Origin of the sequence: Marivirga sp. (genome assembly GCF_035704835.1) — a bacterium.
In the GTDB taxonomy this organism is placed as follows: Bacteria; Bacteroidota; Bacteroidia; order Cytophagales; family Cyclobacteriaceae; genus Marivirga.
In genome coordinates this window covers 1-23,319 of the sequence record NZ_DASSWQ010000067.1, presented here as the reverse complement: position 1 = coordinate 23,319, position 23,319 = coordinate 1, and the positions used below count along the sequence as shown (strand labels likewise).

The window sequence follows — 23,319 nt, the reverse complement described above, 5'->3', positions numbered from 1 at the left end:
GAGCTTTTTTAATGGGTTTCATGCATCAATATTTGCAAGGTTTCTGTCAGAAAAATACGAAAACTTGCAAAAAAATCAAAGCTTTTTATTAATTAAATAATTGATAATCAATGTATTAAATAGTTTTTAAGGGTCGACTAATTAAGGGGATTTTGTTTCTCTAATAGGTGAAGGATTAAAGTATGAGGCTTCATAAAAAAGCTTCATTAAGCGACAGTTTATCACATTCTGTAGATAATAGCATTGATGTGCATTCCAGCTCCAACCGAAGCTAAAATTATGTCATCACCTTCCTTTAAGTGATGTCCCTCAATTTTTCCTTTTAAAATCATATCCAGCATCACGGGTACGGTGGCTACAGAGTTATTTCCGAATTTCTGAATGGTCATCGGCATCATATTTTCAGGTTCTAATTTTAAATTATATAATTGCCCTAATTTTCTTAAAATAGCTTCATCCATTTTTTCATTAGCTTGATGAATCAAAACTTTCTGAATATTTTCCATAAATATTCCTGAGCGCCTTAGGGCAGATTGCATGGCAGTGGCTACCTCTTCCAAGGCATACTCATAAATTTTGCGCCCCTTCATCTTTATGTATTGGGCACTCTCATCCAATCCTGGCTTATTTGATTTCGCCATAGCCAGATAATTTAATTCTTCATCTGCATCAGTTCTATTGGCAAAACCTAAAATCCCTTTTCTATCATCGTCATATGATGCTGAAACGATGGTGGCTCCTGATCCATCAGAGAAAATCATCCCATCTCTATCGTGCGGATCAACAACTCGGCTTAAAGTCTCAGCTCCGATGACCATGACATTTCTACAAAAACCACTCCTTATCATCTGGAAAGCTTGAATAACACCTTGTACCCATCCTGGGCATCCAAAAATGATGTCATAACAAACCACATCAGGATTTTTAATTTTTAATTTATGCTTTACTTTAGCCGCAAGACTCGGCATATTGTCCACTCTATTACTCCCCGCTTTCATGTCACCAAAATTTTGGGCATAAATGATGTAATCCAATTCTTCTTTATCAATGCTGCTGTTTTCTAACGCATTTACAGCGGCTAAATAGCCTAAGTCCGAATTGAGTTGGTCATCATTTGCATATCTTCTTTCCTTAATACCCGTGATTTTTTCAAATTTCCGAATAATTTCCTCATTGGAAATATCAAACGGCTGACCATTTTCCATATAAAACTCATGATTTAGGAAGTGCGCATTGGGAATAATCTTGTCTGGCACATAAGAACCGATTCCATTAAAAACTACATTAGGTGTTTTCATAATTTTAGGTTTGTAAATGATAGTAATGGTTTTTTTAAATTCTTCTTACCGCATCCCAACAAGCATCTGCTGCTTGTTCTATACGTTCCTTACTTAAAGGTTGTTTGTGGTCTATTTGAAGTTTAGCTAATGAGGTAATAGGCCCATAGGATAATGATATAATAGTATATACTGGTAAATCTTTCATGGCTTTTGCTCTTTTAGCTTCTATAAAAAACATCATAACTGGCGACATAATCATGAAACTTTCTTCTCTTGTCAAGTTACTCATATAAGATGCGTATCGATGTTGTTCTATGAATTGAAATGCCATAGGATGCATCATAAAATAATTGATTAAATTCATCCATAGATGTTTGAAACGTTCTTTAAAGCTTTCATTTTCATCATATTCGGCAAGCATAGCATTCATCACTTTTCTTTTAATTTCTTTGAATAACTCATTAATTAAGTCCTCTTTATTTTCAAAGTATCGATAAATAGTCCCTGCTCCAATCCCTGCTTTTTCAGCAATCATAGAAATTGGAGTACCGTGAAATCCATTTTCAGAAATAAGTTCTAAAGTGGTTTCTAAGATTAAAGTTTTCTTATCAAGCTTGTTTTCTATGGCGGAATGAACGTTCATTCCGTAAATGTGAGAGGAATATTTTTTTAATCAAAACAATAAGTAAATTTTTTAACAATCTGTAAATCAGATACTAACGTTTGTTAGTTTGTTTATGAAAAGAAATGAAAAGTTCGAAAATAGTTGATGAAACTTGCTCGATAATTGCTTAATAAGCGCAATTGGAGCCTTTATTCTAATATTAAAGAGGGTTTATAACTTTTACTTTGGCAATTGACAGTCAATTCATTTATCTTTGAACCTTGAACAAAAAACCTATCATTGGTTTTAACAAAATTTGAAACAATATGGCTTGGTTTAAGCGACAAAATAAAGGGATATTAACTCCTACAGAAAATAAAAAAGAAGCACCAGACGGATTGTGGTACAAAACTCCAAATGGAAAGATTATCCATATGCGTGAGCTAAAGCAAAATGCTTATGTGAGTCCAGATGATGAGTATCATGTTCGAATTGGTTCTAAAGAATACTTTGAAATTCTTTTTGATGATAATAAGTTTACTGAGCTTGACAAAGATATGAGTTCTGGCGATCCACTGAATTTTGTAGATAGCAAGCCTTATCCCGCAAGAATTAAGCAATCTCAAGAAAAAACAGAACTCAAAGATGCAGTCCGAGCTGCACATGGAAAGATGAATGGATTGGATTTGTGCATAGCTTGCATGGATTTCAGTTTCATTGGAGGTTCAATGGGTTCCGTGGTAGGCGAGAAAATTGCCAGAGCGATTGATTATTCCATCAAAAAGAAAGTACCATTTTTGATGATTTCAAAATCAGGTGGTGCCAGAATGATGGAGGCTGGTTTTTCACTTATGCAAATGGCTAAAACTTCCGCTAAATTAGCACAGCTTTCGGAAGCCAAAATTCCTTATATATCATTATTGACAGACCCTACTACAGGTGGTGTTACTGCATCTTACGCAATGTTAGGCGATTTTAATATTGCAGAACCAGGTGCTTTAATCGGTTTTGCAGGGCCGCGTGTAATCCGTGAAACTATTGGGAAGGATTTGCCAAAAGGTTTTCAAAGTGCTGAATTTGTACTAGACCACGGCTTTTTAGACTTTATTGTAGATAGAAGGCAATTGAAAACTAAATTGACAAGCTTACTGAAAATGTTGAAATAGATTTTTATGATATTTATATTTAAAATGCCAATTTGACCAATTGGCATTTTTTTTGCAATTTCGTTTTCAACTAAATAAATAATCATGAAAAAAATACTATCAACTCTTTTTCTCACTATTATAGTTTGCACCCATAGTTACGGCCAAGATAATCCCTCAGCGAAAAGAAATTTTTCTTATGTTGAAGCTGGTGGCGCAGGCTTGTTTTTTTCTATAAATTATGAAAGGCAATTGTCAAAAACTCCTGGCTTTTCTTGGAGGATCGGATTAGGAGGGTATGTCGAAGGTGATTTTTATATAACTTACAATACGGGTTTAGCTTATCTTTTTGCTTTAAATGAGACTGAAGATTCGTTTATAGAATTCGGTGTAAATTATACTATTGCCAGAGAATATATAGGAATTTCTGGCGATGGCATGGGAATTCACATGTTTGAAAATGTTGTTCCGGGTTTGTCATACAGAAAGCATCTGGAGAATGATATTATTCTAAAGGCGGGACTAAATGCAGTGTTTAATAAATATACAGTAGTCCCTTGGCTTAATTTAGGATTCGGAAAAAGGTTTTAAGAGATTCTTTTCAGTATTTTCCCTGCCCTAGATTGAAATCCCTTTGAAGAATTCCCCATTTTGAAAAGAAGAATTTCTTTTAACAGATGTTTCAAATCTTCATTGTTTTTGGAAAGCTCAAATGCCGTAGTCATCGCGAAAACTTCCACTGCAATTGCGCTTTTCTTATTTTCCAATGTCTCAAATGCTAGGTGTAAGCATCTTTCCTCATGAACTCTTGGGATATCAATAAATTGAAAAGTACGCCAGATATTCCTTTCAGCTACACCTGAAATGCCATCTTCCAGGAGTTTTAATAAATATCCTATTTCATTTTCTGTTAAGATTTTAGGCCGATGTTCCACTACTCCACTCATGACCCATGCAGCTTTATCTTGAATTTTTGGAATAGTAAGGTGATTTATTAAACTATCAAATGAATATTTTCCTTCTAAAATCGCCTCTTGCAGCTTAAGCTTCTCCTCGTTAAATTTTATTTTAGCTAAATCCGAATTCTGAAGCAATTTCATAAAAGCAATTTAGTATATAGCTAAGCTTCTTCCTAACTTTAACCCATGCGCCTGATTCGTAAACCTGTTTTATGTAATTATTATGTCACTTATCGTTGCAATGCCAGTTGCTACTTTTGTGATATATGGGAAAAGCCGAGTCCGTATATTGAGGTGGAAGATGTAAAGCAAAATTTAAAAGATCTTAAAAAATTGGGCGTAAAAGTGATTGATTTTACGGGGGGAGAACCACTTTTACATAACGAAATCCATACTTTCCTAAAAATGGCGAAAGATATGGGTTTTATTACCACCATTACCACTAACGGATTGCTATATCCTAAAAAAGCAGAGAAACTAAAAGGCTTAGTTGACATGCTGCATTTCTCTTTAGATTTTGCAGATGCCCCACAACACGATGAGGTGAGAGGGGTTGGTTGTTTTGATTTTGTGATAAAATCTATAGAAGTAGCCAAAAGTTTAGGCGAAAAACCTGATATTCTATTTACTGCCATGAATAGTAATATCGCTGAACTGGAGAAAGTTTATAACTCCATCTGCTTACCCAATAATTTGGTTTTAATAGTCAACCCAATATTTGATTACAATACTGTAGAAACGGGAGGCGGTCTTCACAAGAATAACTTGGATTATCTTTCCCAAATAGGTAAAAAGAAAAATATTTATTTAAATGATGCTTTTATTGAGCTCAGAAAGAATGGTGGAAATCATGTTGCTAACCCAGTATGTAAAGCGGCTTCATCTTCTTTAGTCATTTCTCCTAAAAACGAATTAGTACTACCATGTTATCATTTAGGAAAAAAAGAATTTTCCATAAATGGAGATTTGTTCAATTTATATAAATCCGATGAAGTGCAAAAATTAGCAGCGTTAGAAGGAAAGCTGCCTGAATGCGAGGGTTGTGCAATAAATTGTTACATGCAGCCCTCATTTGCAGTAGAAATTAACCAATATTTCTGGAAAGCATTGCCTTCAACAATCAAATACAACCGACTAAAAGGGACCTGGAAAAATATTTTTCAATAATTTTTTACTTTCTGCCAACTTTTTGATTCTCTTAACTGTTAATTTTGCGAATATATTATGAGAAAAATATCGAATCGAACTTACAGGTTTACATATTAAGTAATATATTTGCAGCTCAATTAATTGAATCATTTAGAACAAAATAAAAGTTCATGACATCAGTAGTTATAACCTCAATTATTGCATTTACAGCCATAATACTATTATTAGTATTAATACTGTTATTTGCGCAGTCAAAGTTAGTTCAGTCCGGTCCAGTAAATATTTACGTTAACGGAGATAAAGACAATCCAATCGTAACAACTGCAGGCTCAACGCTACTTTCTACTTTATCGGGTAAAGACATTTACCTTCCTTCCGCTTGCGGTGGTGGTGGTACTTGTGCCATGTGTAAATGTGTAGTTGAAGATGGTGGAGGCGATGTTTTGCCTACCGAAGAAGGTCACCTTAGTAGGGCTGAAAAGAAAGAAAATGTAAGACTTTCTTGTCAGGTGAAAGTAAAAGAAGACATGCATATTCGCATACCTGAAGAAATTTTCGGTATAAAAAAATGGGAATGTACGGTTAAATCTAACTACAATGTATCTACTTTTATTAAAGAATTTGTAGTGCAGTTGCCAGAAGGAGAAACATTAGATTTCGAATCTGGTGGTTATATCCAAATTGATGTTCCTGCAATTACTTGTGAATTTAAAAATATTGATATTACTCCTCACCCAGACTTAGGGCATAAGGAAGATATTTTCCAGCAGGATTGGGATAATTTCGGTCTTTGGGACTTAGTCATGAAAAATGATGAGCCAATATTTAGAGCTTACTCTATGGCGAATCACCCTGCAGAAGGTGATATCATTATGTTGAATATTAGGATTGCAACTCCACCATGGGATAGAGCAAAAAATTCTTGGATGGATGTTAACCCCGGAATTTGCTCTTCTTACGTTTTCACTAGAAAGCCAGGTGATAAAGTAACAATTTCAGGACCTTACGGTGAATTCTTCATTAATGAGTCTGATGCAGAAATGATTTATATTGGTGGTGGTGCTGGAATGGCTCCATTACGTTCTCATATTTTCCATTTATTCCATACACAAGGAACTGACAGAAAGGTAGCTTACTGGTATGGTGGTAGATCTAAAAGAGAATTATTTTATGTGAATCACTTTAGAGATATAGAGCAGAATAATCCAAACTTTGAGTTTCACGTTGCACTTTCTGAACCATTAGAAGAGGATAACTGGAAAATCAAGAAAAGTTTAGATGATAAAGATGGTGATGGTTATACTGGATTTATACATAACGCTTTATACGACAATTACTTAAAGCATCACAAGGAGCCTGAGGAAGTAGAATTTTACTTATGTGGACCTCCAATGATGAATGCTGCGGTATTGAAAATGTTAGATGATATGGGTGTTCCACCTGAGAATATTAGATTTGATGATTTCGGTGGTTAATCTTAACTACATTCTATATTAAAAAAGGGGCTCGAAAGCCCCTTTTTTTATTGATCTTATTTTTCCTCTTTTCTTTCTTTCTCTCTCTTCTTTTTCCTTCTCCAAAGAAACATAGCTCCTATTAAGATTAAAATCGGAATTCCTACATATAATATGTAATCAAAAGGAGTTGTCAGAACAAGAGGTTCATTATCATCAGGATGGGGAACACCTTGGGGTATTTGAGCTAAAAGTTGTAAAAAAAATATCATAAAAATTTAGTGTTTATTTACTCAACGAGAATAAACCACTGCTGTTTTTTTACTATAGCAATCAAATTCTTTTAGTGAGATTTAAAGCTCTAACAGTGAGGTAATTTGTAAATGCTGAAAAATGAAATAACAATTGATATTTTATTTTTCAACCCCAAAGAGCCTATCTAGTTCATCAAGCGTAAGCCATGGGAATGTGCTCGTTTTTTCAGTTCCTAAATTTTCATGTACAATTTCTACATAATCAGCTCTTAGAAATCTTTCTTTGTGATAAATTCTTAACTCAAGATTTTGAATTTCAATTGTTACCGGATTTTAAATTTTTTCGTTAAAACTATTCTTGATTTTTTGATAGAGTTTTTTGACCTCAGCCTCATTCTTAATTTTGAAAGAGATAATTTCATCTTGTGAACCCATATTATTATCTTCATATGTTAAGAGATAATAGTCATCATACTTATCGAGATAAATTTCGCTATTTAAATTTCCAACCCTTACATAATCAGCATTTTGAGCAAATGAATTTTTACAGAATAGTACTGATAAAAAGAGAATGGTTAGTATTTTCATTTTAGCTTTCATGATTGTATAATTTTTTGATAAATATAGCTAAAATACATTTATACGACAATTAGCCTACTCAAATGCCTTATTTACAACTATTTGTATGGATTCTCGTGAGTTTATAATTGCGGATTTTAGCGGTATGAAGAATGCGAATCTCTTTCTAGTATGTTTAATGTAGATTTTATTTAACCTCTATCAATGGCTCTTAAGAATAGCACTCAAACACTTTGTGATATTCTAACATAAAATGACTGTCAGAAAGCTTTTGTGTTTCAGATTGTGATTTTCGAGTGAAATAAAATATGGCTTTTCCTTGATCCTCATACTGACCTTAGCAATAGCAATAAATGCAACATGTTAGATAAAACTCCCGTTTTTCAATTCATAATTTATTTTTTAGTTAAATCTTAGCCTTTTAGATATGTTTCATATAATCAAGTTCTATTTATCTTTCAAGTTTCTATTTCTTTTCTTTTTGTTATCTTTTTCATTTATATCCTTATCGAAAGCGCAAGGAAAAGAACCTATTTTCCCATGGAATCTTGAATTAAGAGCTGGTATGGCTGTTCCTACAGGTGATTTAGCTGAAAAAGTAAGCATTGGTACAGATTTTGGAGCTAGAATAGGTTATTCACTTAGAGAAAGGTTAATGGTTAGAACAGATGTGGAGATGGAGCTTTATCCAAGCGTAGATGGTTTTGATAACACCCAAATTTGGCATTATTCAGGTGGAATGGAATATATGTTTACAGATAAAGGTATAACGGATTGGAGATTTTCAGCTTATGCTGGTATAGGAGCAAGTATGTTAACTTTAAACAATGTAACAGAATTCCGTGAAACTTACCTATCTCTTAACTATGGAGTTAAATTTGGTAAGGGAATTACTGATAATACCGACTGGTTTGTGTCCGTGATGGGACGTACAATTTTTGCAAACCCAAATGATAACACCAATTTTAGTACATTTAATACTATACCAATCACTCTAGGTCTAAATCATAGATTTAATTTAAATGACAAATCCTTTGCTGATAAAATAGAGCAACCTCCGAATTGAATTATTTATTTTATACAGTCGGTATGCTCAACCAATACAGTGACTTGATTACTAGATGCTGAAATGTGGAATTAATGTTACAATTTTGGCTAGTGGAAAGTTGTAGCTTTTACGTTTCATTATTTTCTAATTGATCTAATCGCCTTAATTACTTTAAGTAACTCGCAATGCGAAATTAGAAGATTGCTTTCTGAGTTATATAAAAGCTATTATAGCTTTTACACTTCTTTTATATTACCAATTCTATTTTATAAGATTGATTCTTCTTAATAAAAAATATTAACCAAATAAAATATTTTTTTACTAATATAGTATGCATGCATACTATATTTTTGTATATTTGAATTCAATGAAGAGAGAAGAATCCATCGATTACAATATAAAAGCGGCCTGGCATGCTATTTCACGCATGTATAACCAGCAAGCTGTTAAATATGGAATCACTACTTCCATAGGGTTTGTATTATTAAATATCAATACAAAAGAAGGAACTCCAGCTACTAAAATCGCACCACTTATGGGCTTGGAAAGCAGAAGCCTGACAAGGATGCTGAAAAGCATGGAAGAGAAGGGACTCATTTATAAAAAGCCTGACCCAGAAGATAAACGCTCTGTTAGAATCTTTTTAACGGAACTAGGAATAGATAAAAAAGCAATTTCAAGAGAAACGGTAAAAGCATTCAATGAAGAGGTTTTCAATACTATTGAGCCTGAAAAGTTGGAAGCTTTTTTTGATGTTATTCATAAGGTGAATGACATAATCGATAGAAATGAGATTTATAATACTAAAGAATCAGTGCATTAATTTTTTAAAATTTAAACTACAGCGACTAAATGAAACGAAACATTAAAAAAGTAGCCGTTTTAGGTTCGGGGATTATGGGATCAAGAATCGCCTGCCACTTTGCCAATATTGGTGTGGAGGTACTTTTACTTGATATCGTACCTTTCGAACTATCGGATGCCGAAAAAAAACAAGGTTTAACAAAAGAGGATCCACAAGTGAGAAATCGTATTGTGAATGAGGCTTTTGATTCTACCTTAAAAGGTAAGCCAGCTGCATTGTATCATAAAGATTTTGCTAAGAGAGTTTCTCTTGGAAATTTTGATGATGATATGCACAAAATCAAAGATTGCGATTGGGTATTGGAAGCCGTTGTGGAGCGATTGGATATCAAAAAGCAAGTTTTTGAGAATGTTGAAAAACATAGAACCAAAGGAACTATCATTTCTTCCAATACATCGGGTATTCCTATCCACATGATGTTAGAAGACAGAAGTGAAGATTTCCAAAAGCATTTCATTGGAACTCACTTTTTCAACCCACCGCGTTACTTAAAATTATTGGAAATTATTCCTACGCCTAAAACTGATCAGGAAATCACGGATTTCTTAATGCATTACGGTGATTTGTATTTAGGAAAAACCACAGTTTTATGTAAAGATACCCCTGCTTTTATCGCCAACCGAGTTGGGATTTACGCCATTTTAAAGGTGGTAGAATCAATGCAGAAATTAGGTATGAATATCGATGAGGTGGATAAACTAACAGGCCCTGTAATAGGTCGTCCTAAGTCTGCTACTTTCAGAACTTCTGATGTTGTAGGTTTAGATACGCTTATTAAAGTAGCTAATGGATTATACGAAAACCTTCCAAATGATGAAGCTAGAGATACTTTCAAATTACCTGATGTAATTGGAAAATTGGAAGAGAAAAAATGGCTAGGTGATAAAACTGGACAAGGTTTTTACAAAAAGACCAAGAAAGATGGTCAAACCGAAATTTTGACGTTGGATTTAGATTCTATGGAATACAAACCAAAATCTAAGCCGAAGTTTTCAACACTTGAGTCCACAAAGCAAATCTCTAATCTTAAAGAGAGATTCCCTGTTTTAATGGGAGGAAAGGATAAAGCCGGTGAATTCTATAGGGATTCATTCTATGGTTTATTCCAATACGCTTCAAACCGTATTCCTGAAATTTCTGACGAATTATATAGAATTGATCAGGCACTTTGCACTGGTTTCGGCTGGGAAATTGGCCCATTTGAAACTTGGGACACATTAGGTGTTAAAAAGACAGTTGAGAAAATGGAAGAAGCAGGTTATAAACCAAACCAATGGGTTTATGATATGATGGATTCAGGAGCCGATTCTTTCTATAAAGTAGAAGCTGGTCAAAAGCAGTATTATGACCTTGACAGCAAGAAATATGTGAATATCCCAGGTACTGAGGAATTCATTATTTTAGAGAATTTAAAAGAAAGTGGAAAAGAGATCTGGAGCAATGCTGAAGCTGGAATCATTGATTTAGGTGATGGTGTGATCAACGTTGAATTCCGTTCTAAATCAAATACTTTAGGTGGAGGTGTTATAGAAGCCATCAATAAAGGAATTTCTTTAGGAGAAGAAAAATATAGAGGTGTTGTGATTTCTAATGAAGGTTCAAACTTCTCATTGGGAGCCAACCTTGGAATGGTTTTCATGTATGCTATCGAGCAAGATTATGATGAATTGGATTTTATGATTCGTCAGTTCCAGCAAACAATGATGAGAGCTAGATATTCAGCCGTTCCAGTTGTAGTAGCACCTCATAATATGGCATTAGGTGGAGGTTGTGAACTTTCCATGCATGCCGATCACGTTCAAGCATCTGCTGAAACTTATATTGGATTAGTAGAAGTTGGAGTTGGTGTAATTCCTGGCGGTGGAGGTACAAAAGAAAATGCCCTTCGCGTTGCGGATAGATACCAAGATGGTGATGTAGAATTAAATGCTTTACAAAATGCATTTATGAATATCGCTATGGCTAAAGTAGCCACTTCTGCTTATGAAGCTAAGGAAATGGGTATTTTAAGACCTTCCGATGGAATTAGCATGAACAGAAATCGTCAGATTGCTGATGCAAAAGCTGCAGCAATCAGATTGGCTGATGCTGGTTATACTATGCCAATTCAAAGAGAAGATATCAAAGTTCAGGGTAAAACAGGAATTGCACTTTTCAAAGCAGGTATCGCTGGAATGAAGATGGGTAAATACATTTCTGCGCACGATCAAAAAATAGCTGAAAAATTAGCTTACGTAATGTGCGGTGGTGATTTGTCTTATCCTCAGGAAGTTTCAGAGCAATATTTACTGGATTTAGAAAGAGAAGCATTCTTATCCCTTCTAGGCGAAAAGAAAACGCTAGAAAGAATCCAAGCGGTATTGCAAGGAGGGAAACCACTTAGAAATTAGAAAGCCATTGAGAAACTAGAAAATAGAACCTAGAGTCTAGACATTAGACTAAAAAATTGTTAAACATGCACAATTTTAAAAATCTTAAAATCTGGGAAAAGTCGATGGAGATATCATTGTTGATTTACAAAATCACTAATGGTTTTCCTAATGAAGAAAAATATGGATTGACATCACAAATAAGGAGATGTGCAGTTTCAATTCCTTCAAATATAGCTGAAGGCTCTTCAAGAAATTCTAACAAGGAATTTGCTCGGTTTTTAAGTATTTCAATAGGTTCTAGTTTTGAATTAGAAACTCAATTAATGTTAAGCAAAGAATTGAATTTTATATCAGAAAGTGATTTTAATTCACTTGAAATCAATCTGAATGAAATACAGAAAATGCTTAATTCATTTATAAAAAGTTTGAACATAGATGTCTAGGTTCTAGAATCTAGGTTCTAGCATCATTTAAAATCTTAAATTTATTAAAATGGACGCATACATAGTAGCAGGATATAGAACGGCTGTAACAAGAGCCAAAAAAGGAGGCTTTCGGTTCACTCGACCGGATGATTTAGCCTCTGATGTAATCAAGCACCTTGTTTCCCAAGTAGAAGGGGTAGAAAATAAAATGGTGGATGACCTGATTGTAGGAAATGCTGTGCAAGAAGCAGAGCAAGGAATGCAAATGGGTAGAATGATTTCACTTTTAGCTTTAGGTAAAGAAGTTCCAGGCATGGTAATCAACCGCTATTGCGGATCAGGATTGGAAGCTATCAATATTGCAGCTTCAAAAATCCAAGCAGGTTTTGCAGATATCATTATTGCAGGTGGTACGGAATCAATGTCTATGGTACCGATTATGGGATACAAAACTGCCCTTAATTATAAAATCGCAACCGAGACTCCTGATTATTATACTTCCATGGGATTAACCGCAGAGCAAATTGCTCAGCAATGGAAAATTTCTCGTGAAGACCAAGATGAGTTTGCTTATAAATCTCACATGAAAGCTCTTCAAGCACAAAAGGATGGTAAATTCAATGATGAAATTGTGCCAATCAATGTGAAAGAAACTTATGTGGAAAATGGCAAAAAGAAAACCCGTGATTTCACAGTAGATAAAGACGAGGGACCAAGAGCAGGAACAAGCACGGATGCTTTAGCAAATTTAAGACCTGTATTCGCTCAAGGTGGATCAGTTACTGCTGGTAATTCTTCACCAACTAATGACGGAGCATCTTTTACGATGGTGATGTCGGAAAGAATGGTGAAAGAATTGAACGTAAAGCCAATTGCCAGAATGGTAGGTTTCAGCGTGGCAGGTGTAGAACCTAGAATCATGGGAATAGGGCCAGTGGAAGCAGTGCCGAAAGCATTAAAAAATGCAGGCTTAAAAATGAAAGATTTGGACTTGATTGAATTGAACGAAGCTTTTGCAGCTCAATCTTTAGCTGTAATTCGTGAGTTGGATATCGATCAAAGTAAATTGAATGTTAATGGTGGAGCTATTGCATTAGGTCACCCATTAGGTTGTTCAGGAGCAAAGCTTTCAGTTCAACTATTTAACGAATTGAAGAGAACTAAAGGAAAATACGGCATGGTAACCGCCTGTATTGGTGGTGGTCAAGGCATTGCTGGAATCTATGAGATGATGTGAAATTAGTATAGAGTATCAAGTTGCTGGTATCTAGATTTTTTTATTGGTACTTGATACTTCACATCCAATTAATATTTGAAAAATTAAATTTCAGTAAATGCATAATTTCAAAGACTTAAATGTGTGGATGAAAGCAAGGCAGTTAGTAAAAGAAGTTTACTTAATCACCGCAAATTTTCCGAAGGAAGAAAAGTTTGGTTTGACTTCTCAAATTAGAAGGTCAGCAGTCTCAATTCCTTCAAACATTGCAGAGGGATGTGGGAGAAGAACCCAAAAGGATTTTTGTAAATTTTTATACATAGCTCAGGCTTCAACTTTTGAGTTTGAAACGCAATTAATGCTTTCCTTGGATTTAGGCTTTGTTGATAATCAAACATTTGGTCAAAATTTGAATCAATTGAATGAAATTCAAAAGACGCTGAACGGATTAATTAATAGCATAGAAAATAAATTAAATAAATAATTATTGAAACCATCTGGCCTTCTGATTGCTAGAACCAATTTCTAGATACTAGATACCAGATACTAGATACTAATAAAATGAGTACAACAGAAAAAAAATTCACAGCAAAAGGAGGGGAGTTCTTAATTAAAGAAACTCCTGCTCAGGCGGTTTTCACGCCAGAAGAATGGACAGAAGAGCAAAAGATGATTGCTCAAACTTGTAGAGATTTCTTAGATCAGGAAGTATATCCTCGTTTGGATGAAATTGATGATGTAAAAGGTAACCCTGAGATAATGCCAGAACTAATGGATAAATCTGGGGAATTAGGTCTTTTAGGAACATCAGTTCCAGAAGAATACGGTGGCTTTGGTATGGATTTCAATACTTCCATGCTGGTTGCAGAAGTTATTGGTGCAGGCCATTCATTTGCCGTTGCTTTATCAGCTCACACGGGTATTGGTACATTGCCTATACTTTATTATGGAAATGATGAGCAGAAGAAAAAATACTTACCAAAATTAGCTACTGGTGAGTGGAAAGCTTCTTATTGTTTAACAGAGCCAGATTCAGGTTCAGATGCAAATGCTGCTAAAACTAAAGCAGTTTTATCGGCAGACAAAAAGCATTATATCGTTAACGGACAGAAAATGTGGATCACCAACGGTGGATTTGCACATGTTTTTATCGTATTTGCGAAAATTGATGACGATAAAAATCTTTCAGCATTCATCATTGAAAAAGATTTCGGTGGTGTAACCATGAATGAAGAAGAATCCAAGATGGGTATCAAAGGTTCTTCAACCCGTCAGGTATTCTTTAACGATTGTAAAGTACCGGTAGAAAACTTACTTTCTGAGAGAGAAAATGGCTTTAAAATAGCGGTAAATATTCTAAACATTGGTAGAATTAAGTTGGCAGCGTCTACTATTGGAGCTTGTAAAGCTATTATAGGACATGCTTCGCAATATGCAACTGAAAGAAAGCAATTCGGTACTTCTATTGGTAATTTTGGAGCTATCAAGCATAAATTAGCTGAAATGGCGGCAAGAACTTATGCTTCTGAATCTGCTGCTTATCGTGCAGGTCAAAATATTGATGATGCCTATGAAGCTTTAGTAGCGGATGGAATGGATTCTGCTGAAGCTAAATTAAAATCAGTAGAAGAATTTGCCATTGAGTGCGCGATCTTGAAGGTACATGGTTCTGAAACTTTGGATTATGTAGTAGATGAAGGTGTCCAAACTTATGGTGGAATGGGCTTTTCAGCTGATGCACCTATGGATAGAGCTTATCGTGATGCTCGTATTAATAGAATTTTCGAAGGTACTAACGAAATCAACCGTATGTTAACGATTGATATGTTGTTGAAGCGTGCTATGAAAGGGAAACTTGATTTGATGACGCCTGCCATGAACGTGCAGAAAGAATTAACTTCTATTCCTGATTTTGGAGCAGAGGAAGATGACGCTTTGTTCGCAAAAGAGAAAAAAATAATGGCTAATTTGAAAAAAGCAGGCTTGATGATTTCGGGTGCTGCTGTACAAAAATACATGCAGAAACTATCTCAAGAGCAGGAGATTTTAATGAACTTAGCGGATATGTTGATTGAAGTTTATGCTGCTGAATCTGCTTTGTTGAGAACTGAGAAATTGGTGGGAATTAGAGGAGAAGAAGCTTGCAGTCAACAAATCAATATGACTAAATTGTACATGCACAGAGCGGTTGAGATTGCTAGCAAAGCAGGTAAAGAAGCTATTTTTGCTTTTTCTGAAGGAGATGAGCAACGCATGATGCTTTTAGGTCTGAAGAGATTTACTAAAATTGAGCCGATGAACTTGAAAGAAGTGAGAAGGTCAATTGCAGATCATGTGTTGGAGAAAAAAGCATATGAATTTTAAAAATTGAATAAGAAAAGTGACCCCTTATTTCTCGGGTCACTTTTCATTTATTTCAAGTTCTTGTGGACTTTTAATCTGTAGTTCAAATGAAATAACAAGGTTTTTGCAATTGTAGAAAAGCTGTGATAATACTTTTGGGGTTGGTACGTATTAAAATCTATGTGACTGTTCCTTTGAAGTGATTTCAAGAATGTACTGCGGATTTTAAAGTGGTTCGCTCTGAAAGTATAAAACATGTTAATTTGATAGCCTGAATATAAATATTGAATAGTATTTTAACAGTTAGATTATAGAAGGTGGGAAAATAATTTTACATCAAATTCTATGTAGTTACACTAATTGCATTGTACTTTAATTAGAAAATTAACTAAATAATTGTAATTTTCTAATAATTATATAAAAAATTCATGCTAGGGCTTGACTGCTAAAATAAATCATTCTACATTTACACTATCTTATACAAGTCAATGACTTTGTAAGGTTTTGGTTGAAATAGAAAGGCAGCTGGGGAGCTGCCTTTCGCTTTTCCTACCCTTTTGTATTTCAATCACACATTTAGCCACACTTTTCTCATTGCTTTTTCAGTCGCACTTATTTTATTATTTTCTTTAATGATGTATGTGCTGTAAAATCCACCTTTTTCTGTTTTAATGGTGACCTCTCTCAAATTATTATTCCTGAAAATTTTCAGATTATAAGATTTATCTTCTTCAATTTGAATAGTATCCTCAATCTCCTCGAATTTCTGGTCATTAATACTTATTAATTTATCTCCAATTCGAAATGCTTTTTCAGCTGGACTATCAGGAGCAATTCCAACAACAACGCTTTCATTTATCTTTAATCCGAAAAAATGTGTGATTAGGTTTTTATTTAGCTTCAATTCCATTTCAAATCCGAATTTATTCAATAATATTTTCAATTCATTTTCTATTGGCTCACATCCTGTTATGAATTTAGTGGAATAATCAGTTAGTTTTTTGCCAATTACTGTTTCGGCTGTCCTTAAATAATCTTCTGGGCTATAGCCTATGTCCTTTTTGTAGAAATCAGACCACAATTTTCTCATCACGTTATTCAAACATTTTTCTCCTTTTGTCTCCAATATGATTTTCAAATCCAAAATCAAAGCAATCAAAGCTCCTTTCACATAAATGGAAACCTTTCTATTGGGAATTCCGGCTTCATATCCATCCAACCACAAATCCCATGATGATTCTGCCACAGAGGTGTTAAATCTCCCATAATTCTCGAAATGACGCTTGAATAGGATATTTAATTCTTCCAAATACCAATCTAAATCTTTCACTCCGCTCCTTATAAGGAATAGGTCACCGTAATAAGTGGTAACTCCTTCTGCTATGTAACCTGTAGTGAAATAATTTTCTTTATCAAAATCATAAGGATACATTTCTTCGGGCCTGATTCGAATAATATTCCAATAATGAAATAACTCATGCGAACTGATGCCTAAAAAGTTATTGTAAAAGGTTTCGGTATTAAATTTTTTGGCAGGACCTAAAACAATACAAGTACTGTTCAAATGCTCCACCCCATGATAAGCTTTTTCATCTGGGATTTGAAATAGGAAATGATAATCTTCACTTTCAAATCCCCCCATGGTTTCCATTTGCAATGCAGTGAATTTCCGGAAATCACTTAAAATCTTATCTTTATTTTTTAAATCTACTTTTCCTCTAAACCATAGATGGAAATTTGTTCCCTTTACCTGATATTCTATGTGTTGCAAATTTCCTCCAGCTAGGGCAGGACTATCCACCAACTTATAAAAACTCCCAGCTATCAAATCTTTACCTTCTCTTTTCAATCCACATGCTACAGCCCAATCCTTAGGAATGTTCAATTGAACTTTATGAACTTGATACATTTCATCAGGTTCATAAAGCATACAGTTAATAAAATTCAAATACCAATGTTCTTCATCAACAAATGTGCTTCCGCCATCTATAATCGAAGTGTATATTTCATATCGAATTATGCATTCCTCACCTTCAGAATTAATTAACCATGTGTTTTTATTAATCTTTTTGAAATTTAATGGCTTCCTATTTTGGTCAATTACTTTAAAGTTTCTTAAATATTTTGAGAAGTTTCCTAACTGATATCTGCCAGGTCTCCATTCAGGAAGTTTTACTTCAAAATCAGCTTTCGATGGTTTAATCACCGCTTCTACTTGTAAAAAAGAGTCATGAGGGAAATTTTGTGATAATCTATATTGAATCATTGTCAATTTATTTAAATATTTATCATACTTTTGCCTCGTAAAGTTGATGATTTCTAAGCAGATATAAAACGAGATATTCTTGTAGTATTTTGAAAAACAATTTTGCGAAAAGAAATTAACTGCTTATCTTTGCTGCCCTTATAAAAGAACAAGAGAAAATTTAAAATATAAAAGATATGAAACGTACATTTCAGCCTTCTCAAAGGAAAAGAAAAAACAAACATGGATTCAGAGCTAGAATGGAATCTGCGAATGGGAGAAACGTTTTGGCGAGAAGAAGAGCGAAAGGTCGTCACAAATTGACTGTTTCAGACGAAAAAAGTAAGCATAGAAAATAATTCTTCTATGCATTAAAGCGCATGTCTGTAATCTCGGACAATAACGATTTTTCTTTTAAAAAGTCAGAGCGCTTACATCACCGGAAAGATATTCAGGAGCTTTTTGAAAAAGGCTCCTCTTTTTATTTATACCCATTTAAGGTCATTTATATGACTGAGTCAATTGATTCTCAAATCAAACCTCAGCAAATTTTGATTTCCGTTCCCAAAAGGAAATTTAAAAAAGCACCAGACCGAAATTTCATCAAAAGACAAATTAGAGAAGCCTACCGTCATCATAAAAATCTGATTGATCCTGAAAAGCTAAGTAAAAATTTGAAGATTGCTTATATTTACACTACTGATAAAAAAATGCCCTCTGATGTGCTATCTAAAAAACTAAAAAAGACTTTAGAGCGTTTGCATCAAGAATTCACAGGTTAGAATTTAAATTCAGAAGAGAATAAATTAAATTTGACATATAAGTATCATAGAACTAACTCGACCACTTCCGATGAACTAGGAAAAGCGGATTGGAGGAAAGTTTAACGAGCCTGCTTGTTCAGGCAAGCCTGCGTAGGCCTTAAGGGTAGAAGCATTAAATTTTCTTGAATTTTTGTTTCTTTTCGTTCAATCAAAATGAAACAAAAATAATTAGAAAATACTACCTGTAGAGATTTAAACTTGATAGTTATATAACTATGACATTGTATTTTTTTATTAAATATTCTCGGTTGCTAAAGTGAACTTCAAAAGAGATAAAACGAATTTGTATAGAAAAAATTGAGTAAAAAACGTTTCATGAAACTTTCAAATAAAATAGTAATCACACTTTTAGCCATAGGCCTAATAGGCTTAGTGTCTTTTCAAATAAAGAAAAACGATAGGTATTTTGAGATTATCAAAAACCTGGACGTTTTCACCACTTTATACAAAGAACTCAACACCTATTATGTAGATGAGATTAATCCTACTCAAATAATGGAAACAGGCATAGAAGCCATGTTGGAATCCTTGGATCCCTATACAAACTTTATCCCTGAAGATAGAATAGAAGAGTATCGAATTATGTCCACTGGTCAATATGCAGGAATTGGTACCACCATGGGGAAAATTGAAGACCGCCACGTAGTAATGATGATTTTTGAAGGGGCACCGGCTGAAGCTTCAGGTGTTAAAATTGGAGATGAACTAGTAGAAATTAATGGCATTCCAGTTAAAGATTATACTACCGATGAAATTAACAAGCTCTTAAAGGGTCAAATTGGAACTACCGTTGATATCAAAATTAACCGAAAAGGAATTAAAAAACCTCTTAAATATTCCATCAACAGAGATAGGATAAATATAGAAAGTGTTCCTTACTATGGGTTAATTGATGAAGATATAGCATATATCCGATTAACTGAGTTTTCAAGTGGGGCTGGTGCTTCTGTTCGTTCTGCTTTGGTTGAATTAAAAGGTAAAGGTGCTAAAAAAGTAATCTTAGACTTAAGAGGGAATCCAGGTGGTCTTTTAAATGAATCCATTGAGGTTTCAAATGTTTTTATTCCAAAAGGGCTAGAAGTGGTAAGTACAAAAGGCAAGATTGAAGAATGGAACAAAACTTATACAGCTAATAGAAATCCAGTGGATGTAAATATTCCTTTAGCCGTTTTAATCAGTAATAACAGTGCTTCCGCTTCTGAAATCGTTGCCGGAGTTATGCAAGATTATGATAGAGGGATTTTAGTGGGCCAAAGGAGCTATGGAAAAGGCCTAGTACAAGCAACTCGTCCATTAAGTTATAACAGCCAACTAAAAATAACTACTGCCAAATATTATATTCCAAGCGGAAGATGTATTCAAGCAATTGACTATAGTCATAGAAACGAAGATGGAAGCATTGGGAAAATACCTGATTCTTTAAAAAGTGAATTCAAAACCAGGGCGGGTCGAATTGTTTATGATGGGGGAGGAGTTTCGCCTGACCATGCTGTAATCAATAAAGGCTATGCTCCAATCACTATTCAATTGATCAAAAAAGGATTTATCTTTGATTTTGCTACCGAATACTACTACGAAAATACAGATCTAAATCCTGATCCGACAGCATTTGTTGTCTCTGATGATTTGTATAATAAGTTTACCACATGGGTTTCAGGGAAAGATTATAGTTATACTACAGCAACTGAAGAAACTATTAAAGAGCTGAAGGAAACAGCCAATAATGAACAGTATTTTGATTTTCTTCAGAAAGAAATTGATGCGCTAGAAAAAGAAATTGAAGCGCATAAAAAGGAAGATTTGAAAGTTTTTAGTGTTGAAATTAAATTGGCTTTAAAAGAAGAAATTATTTCTCGGTATCATAAAAGGCAAGGAATGATAGAATCTTCCTTTGAAAATGATGAAGAAGTGGATGAAGCTATAAGGTTATTGAATGACGAAACTCAATATAAAAATATCCTTCAAGCTGGGAAATAATGGGTTTTTACTTTTTACTTTTTGTAGCAGGCTTGGTTGGAGGATTGATTTCTGGACTTTTAGGAGTAGGAGGTGGCATCGTTTACATTGTGATTCTTCCAATAGCTTTTCATTTTATTGGCATACCCAATGAGGAAATAGCTCAATTCACGATAGCTAATTCTCTTTTCGGAACCTTCTTTGCAGGCCTTTTTGCAACTATTACACACTACAAACAAGGAGAATTTTATCCAAAACAAATTCTTATCATTAGTATATCCTCCATTTTAGCAGGATTATTATCACTTTACTTTATTGTAAATACTCCCTTTTATTCTAAAGAGGTCTTCAATGTGGTCGTTATTTTCTTGTTAGTGGCTATGCTATTTTCTACTTTATTTAATGCCAAGAAGCAAGTTAATTTTCTTGAGACTGTTAAAAGATCTAAAAGAGTCTTAAGCTTCACTGGGCTTTCGGCTGGTCTGACAGCTTCCCTTACTGGATTGGGTGGAGGTATTATTATAATTCCTTTCTTAAATCAAGGGTTTAAAATGGGGGTGAAGAAGGCCAAAACGATTTCATTAGGGGTTATTACCATTACTTCTTTGGCTATGGTTATTTTTAATCTTTTTCAGGTGCCCATGGAAGTTATTGATGTAAATCATACAGGATATATTCTTTTTCAGGTTACTGGGCCATTAATTGTTGGCACACTTTTAACGGCAAGATGGGGGGTGAAATTAAGTAGGAAAATGAGTGCATCAGCGGTTAGTTATTTGTTTTCAGCTTTCATAATTTTAGTAATTATTAAAAAATTAATAGAATTGATATGAGCTACATACTGAGTATAGAAACATCAACCCCTATTTGTTCAGTTGCCATTCATAAGGATGGGAAGCTCATGGCAAACTCAGATCTGCATTTAGATAAATCACATTCCAATTCTTTAACTCCTTTAATAGAAGAACTACTTCAGCATTGCGATTTACAGATGGGTGATTTAAATGCAATTGCAGTTTCTTCCGGTCCAGGCTCTTATACCGGTTTGCGGATCGGCTTAAGTACAGCAAAAGGATTGTGCTATGCGCTTGATATCCCTTTAATTTCTATCTCATCATTAGATAGCATGACAACTCATGTTTTAAATTTTCATAAAAATGATAAGTCAATTTACATTCCGATGTTAGATGCTCGTAGAATGGAGGTTTTTTATAAAGTGTCTAATGCAAATCTTCATGAAGTGGAGAAAATGTCAAACTTAATTATAGAAGAAGATTCATTTCGCGATTATATAGATAAGTATGATAGTGTTTTTCTTTTTGGAAATGGTGCAGAAAAAGCATGGGATTTATTAAAGAGTCAATCTGAGAAGTTCATTTTAATAGATAATCTAAATCCATCCGCCCAATTTTATGGGAAAATGGCCTATATGAAGTTTGAAAATGAAGATTTTGAAGACCTGGCTTATTTTGAACCCAACTATGGTAAAGAATTTTATTCCCCGAAATCTAAAAAGAAATCATTTTTAGATTTGAATCGTTGAGAAGCTGAGAATATTTTAAAAGAATTGTGATGGAAGATCAGATTGAAAATAGAGTAAAGAAAAGTCCCTTAGTATCTTTTGACCTAGAAGAGGTTGTGGATAAAACTACAGATAGAAAAACGATTGATTTGAAAGAGAATCTTTTCCAGGGCTTAGTTCTACGCGAAAAAGACTTCCGTGCTTTCGTAAAAGAACACGACTGGAGTCAATATGATGGCTGTTATGTGAATCTAACTTGCTCTGCAGATGCCATAATACCAAATTGGGCTTACATGCTTTTAGTCAGTAAACTCTCACCCAATGCTAGACTCATCGTACAAGGCGATAGAAGTGATTTAGAAAAGGAAATTTTGAGGTTGAAATTAAATGAAATTGACTACAATCAGTTTCAAAATGCAAAAATCGTGATAAAGGGCTGCAGTGACTTATCACATCCTGAATTTGCTTTTACAGAGATTACAAATAAAATGATGCCATATGTGAATTCCATAATGTATGGTGAACCCTGTAGCACCGTACCAATTTACAAAGCCTCAAAAAAATAACTCTTTTTTAAGAAGTATTCGCGGCTTAAAACCCAATTCTCAAAGGAGGAAATAGGAATCTCATTTTTATAATATGTTGCAAAAGAACTAACACGCCCACTTCCGAGGAACTCGGAAAAGTGGCAGGGAGGACAAAACAGCGGGCCAGAGTTGGGATAAGCGTAGAAGCATTGTTTTGTCTTGATTTTTTGTTTCTTTTTGATTAAGCAAAAAGAAAGGATGGAATTTAAATGAGAGACAATCTCTAATTGTACTAAAAGGAGCCTGTTACGTTTCAAATGTTTATTTACGCTGTATGAAATGTAATCACAAATTAAATTTCATTATTTATTTCTACCCTAATCCTTTGACAATAAATCCTTTAGTATAACCTTGAAAATTTCCTTCAATTTATTTCTATTTCTTTTATTGTATGCTAAGAAAAAGGGTTTACCTTTGCACTCCGCAAACGCGAAAGGCGTAGAGGAGAAGGTTGAAAGGAGATGATAGAGAAAGGGGGCGGAGCGGTTTAAG

Annotated in this window: 23 protein-coding genes; 17 read left to right on the top strand and 6 right to left on the bottom strand. The window is 34.2% G+C overall.

The window, feature by feature from the left end:
• Positions 1 to 221: 221 nt before the first annotated feature.
• Positions 222 to 1,298 carry a 3-oxoacyl-ACP synthase III family protein gene (locus VFM92_RS10815; RefSeq protein WP_325122237.1) on the bottom strand — a complete coding sequence of 359 codons (1,077 nt, stop codon included), beginning with the start codon at positions 1,296 to 1,298 and terminating at the stop codon, positions 222 to 224.
• A gap of 34 nt (positions 1,299 to 1,332) precedes the next feature.
• On the bottom strand, positions 1,333 to 1,923 hold the full coding sequence (locus VFM92_RS10810; RefSeq protein WP_325122236.1) for a TetR/AcrR family transcriptional regulator: 591 nt from the start codon (positions 1,921 to 1,923) through the stop codon (positions 1,333 to 1,335).
• Positions 1,924 to 2,210: 287 nt separating this feature from the next.
• Between VFM92_RS10810 and accD the strand changes: the two genes are divergently transcribed.
• Both accD and VFM92_RS10800 read left to right on the top strand, forming a co-directional pair.
• Positions 2,211 to 3,050 carry an acetyl-CoA carboxylase, carboxyltransferase subunit beta gene (gene accD / locus VFM92_RS10805; RefSeq protein WP_325122235.1) on the top strand — a complete coding sequence of 280 codons (840 nt, stop codon included), beginning with the start codon at positions 2,211 to 2,213 and terminating at the stop codon, positions 3,048 to 3,050.
• An 84-nt stretch (positions 3,051 to 3,134) separates the two neighbouring features.
• The gene (locus tag VFM92_RS10800; RefSeq protein ID WP_325122234.1) at positions 3,135 to 3,620 is read left to right on the top strand and encodes a hypothetical protein; all 486 of its coding nucleotides are present in this window, start codon (positions 3,135 to 3,137) and stop codon (positions 3,618 to 3,620) included.
• On the opposite strand, the gene VFM92_RS10795 is transcribed toward VFM92_RS10800, so the two are convergent.
• On the bottom strand, positions 3,617 to 4,129 hold the full coding sequence (locus VFM92_RS10795; RefSeq protein WP_325122233.1) for a hypothetical protein: 513 nt from the start codon (positions 4,127 to 4,129) through the stop codon (positions 3,617 to 3,619). The two genes, VFM92_RS10800 and VFM92_RS10795, sit on opposite strands and share 4 nt — an antisense overlap.
• Positions 4,130 to 4,174: 45 nt before the next feature.
• Here VFM92_RS10795 and VFM92_RS10790 point away from each other — a divergent pair, with 45 nt between their 5' ends.
• Both VFM92_RS10790 and nqrF read left to right on the top strand, forming a co-directional pair.
• Entirely contained in the window at positions 4,175 to 5,155 is a 981-nt protein-coding gene (locus tag VFM92_RS10790; RefSeq protein WP_325122232.1) for a radical SAM protein, read from the top strand.
• A gap of 152 nt (positions 5,156 to 5,307) precedes the next feature.
• Positions 5,308 to 6,612 (top strand): NADH:ubiquinone reductase (Na(+)-transporting) subunit F, encoded by a 1,305-nt coding sequence (nqrF, locus tag VFM92_RS10785; RefSeq protein WP_325122231.1) that lies wholly within the window; start codon positions 5,308 to 5,310, stop codon positions 6,610 to 6,612.
• 56 nt (positions 6,613 to 6,668) lie between these two features.
• Here nqrF and VFM92_RS10780 read toward each other — a convergent pair whose 3' ends face one another.
• Together VFM92_RS10780 and VFM92_RS10775 are read right to left on the bottom strand one after the other, a co-directional pair.
• A complete protein-coding gene (locus VFM92_RS10780; RefSeq protein WP_325122230.1) occupies positions 6,669 to 6,863 on the bottom strand; it encodes an LPXTG cell wall anchor domain-containing protein in 195 nt (64 codons plus the stop codon).
• Between the two features lie 315 nt (positions 6,864 to 7,178).
• Positions 7,179 to 7,445: a hypothetical protein gene (locus VFM92_RS10775; RefSeq protein ID WP_325122229.1), complete on the bottom strand. Its 267-nt coding sequence runs from the start codon at positions 7,443 to 7,445 to the stop codon at positions 7,179 to 7,181.
• Positions 7,446 to 7,851: 406 nt separating this feature from the next.
• Here VFM92_RS10775 and VFM92_RS10770 point away from each other — a divergent pair, with 406 nt between their 5' ends.
• The 7 genes from VFM92_RS10770 (at position 7,852) to VFM92_RS10740 (ending at position 15,714) form a co-directional block, all read left to right on the top strand.
• On the top strand, positions 7,852 to 8,490 hold the full coding sequence (locus VFM92_RS10770; RefSeq protein ID WP_325122228.1) for a hypothetical protein: 639 nt from the start codon (positions 7,852 to 7,854) through the stop codon (positions 8,488 to 8,490).
• A gap of 349 nt (positions 8,491 to 8,839) precedes the next feature.
• A complete protein-coding gene (locus tag VFM92_RS10765) occupies positions 8,840 to 9,295 on the top strand; it encodes a MarR family transcriptional regulator (RefSeq protein ID WP_325122227.1) in 456 nt (151 codons plus the stop codon).
• Positions 9,296 to 9,324: 29 nt separating this feature from the next.
• Positions 9,325 to 11,727: a 3-hydroxyacyl-CoA dehydrogenase/enoyl-CoA hydratase family protein gene (locus VFM92_RS10760; RefSeq protein WP_325122226.1), complete on the top strand. Its 2,403-nt coding sequence runs from the start codon at positions 9,325 to 9,327 to the stop codon at positions 11,725 to 11,727.
• 65 nt (positions 11,728 to 11,792) lie between these two features.
• Positions 11,793 to 12,152, top strand: a complete 360-nt coding sequence (locus VFM92_RS10755) for a four helix bundle protein (protein ID WP_325122225.1) — start codon at positions 11,793 to 11,795, stop codon at positions 12,150 to 12,152.
• 49 nt (positions 12,153 to 12,201) lie between these two features.
• Positions 12,202 to 13,371 (top strand): acetyl-CoA C-acyltransferase, encoded by a 1,170-nt coding sequence (locus VFM92_RS10750; RefSeq protein WP_325122224.1) that lies wholly within the window; start codon positions 12,202 to 12,204, stop codon positions 13,369 to 13,371.
• 97 nt (positions 13,372 to 13,468) lie between these two features.
• A complete protein-coding gene (locus VFM92_RS10745; RefSeq protein WP_325122223.1) occupies positions 13,469 to 13,834 on the top strand; it encodes a four helix bundle protein in 366 nt (121 codons plus the stop codon).
• Between the two features lie 77 nt (positions 13,835 to 13,911).
• On the top strand, positions 13,912 to 15,714 hold the full coding sequence (locus VFM92_RS10740; RefSeq protein WP_325122222.1) for an acyl-CoA dehydrogenase family protein: 1,803 nt from the start codon (positions 13,912 to 13,914) through the stop codon (positions 15,712 to 15,714).
• A gap of 547 nt (positions 15,715 to 16,261) precedes the next feature.
• Here the strand turns inward: VFM92_RS10740 and VFM92_RS10735 are convergent.
• On the bottom strand, positions 16,262 to 17,959 hold the full coding sequence (locus tag VFM92_RS10735) for a M61 family metallopeptidase (protein WP_325122221.1): 1,698 nt from the start codon (positions 17,957 to 17,959) through the stop codon (positions 16,262 to 16,264).
• 176 nt (positions 17,960 to 18,135) lie between these two features.
• Between VFM92_RS10735 and rpmH the strand changes: the two genes are divergently transcribed.
• The 6 genes from rpmH (at position 18,136) to VFM92_RS10705 (ending at position 22,806) form a co-directional block, all read left to right on the top strand.
• Positions 18,136 to 18,297, top strand: a complete 162-nt coding sequence (gene rpmH / locus VFM92_RS10730; protein WP_325122220.1) for a 50S ribosomal protein L34 — start codon at positions 18,136 to 18,138, stop codon at positions 18,295 to 18,297.
• A gap of 21 nt (positions 18,298 to 18,318) precedes the next feature.
• Positions 18,319 to 18,720: a ribonuclease P protein component gene (gene rnpA, locus VFM92_RS10725; RefSeq protein WP_325122219.1), complete on the top strand. Its 402-nt coding sequence runs from the start codon at positions 18,319 to 18,321 to the stop codon at positions 18,718 to 18,720.
• A gap of 357 nt (positions 18,721 to 19,077) precedes the next feature.
• The gene (locus VFM92_RS10720; RefSeq protein ID WP_325122218.1) at positions 19,078 to 20,739 is read left to right on the top strand and encodes a S41 family peptidase; all 1,662 of its coding nucleotides are present in this window, start codon (positions 19,078 to 19,080) and stop codon (positions 20,737 to 20,739) included.
• Positions 20,739 to 21,551 (top strand): sulfite exporter TauE/SafE family protein, encoded by an 813-nt coding sequence (locus VFM92_RS10715; RefSeq protein ID WP_325122217.1) that lies wholly within the window; start codon positions 20,739 to 20,741, stop codon positions 21,549 to 21,551. Before VFM92_RS10720 ends, VFM92_RS10715 begins: the two co-directional genes overlap by 1 nt.
• Positions 21,548 to 22,261 (top strand): tRNA (adenosine(37)-N6)-threonylcarbamoyltransferase complex dimerization subunit type 1 TsaB, encoded by a 714-nt coding sequence (gene tsaB, locus VFM92_RS10710; RefSeq protein WP_325122216.1) that lies wholly within the window; start codon positions 21,548 to 21,550, stop codon positions 22,259 to 22,261. The genes VFM92_RS10715 and tsaB overlap by 4 nt, the downstream gene beginning before the upstream one ends.
• 29 nt (positions 22,262 to 22,290) lie before the next feature.
• Positions 22,291 to 22,806 carry a DUF2480 family protein gene (locus tag VFM92_RS10705; RefSeq protein WP_325122215.1) on the top strand — a complete coding sequence of 172 codons (516 nt, stop codon included), beginning with the start codon at positions 22,291 to 22,293 and terminating at the stop codon, positions 22,804 to 22,806.
• The last annotated feature ends 513 nt before the right edge of the window (positions 22,807 to 23,319 follow it).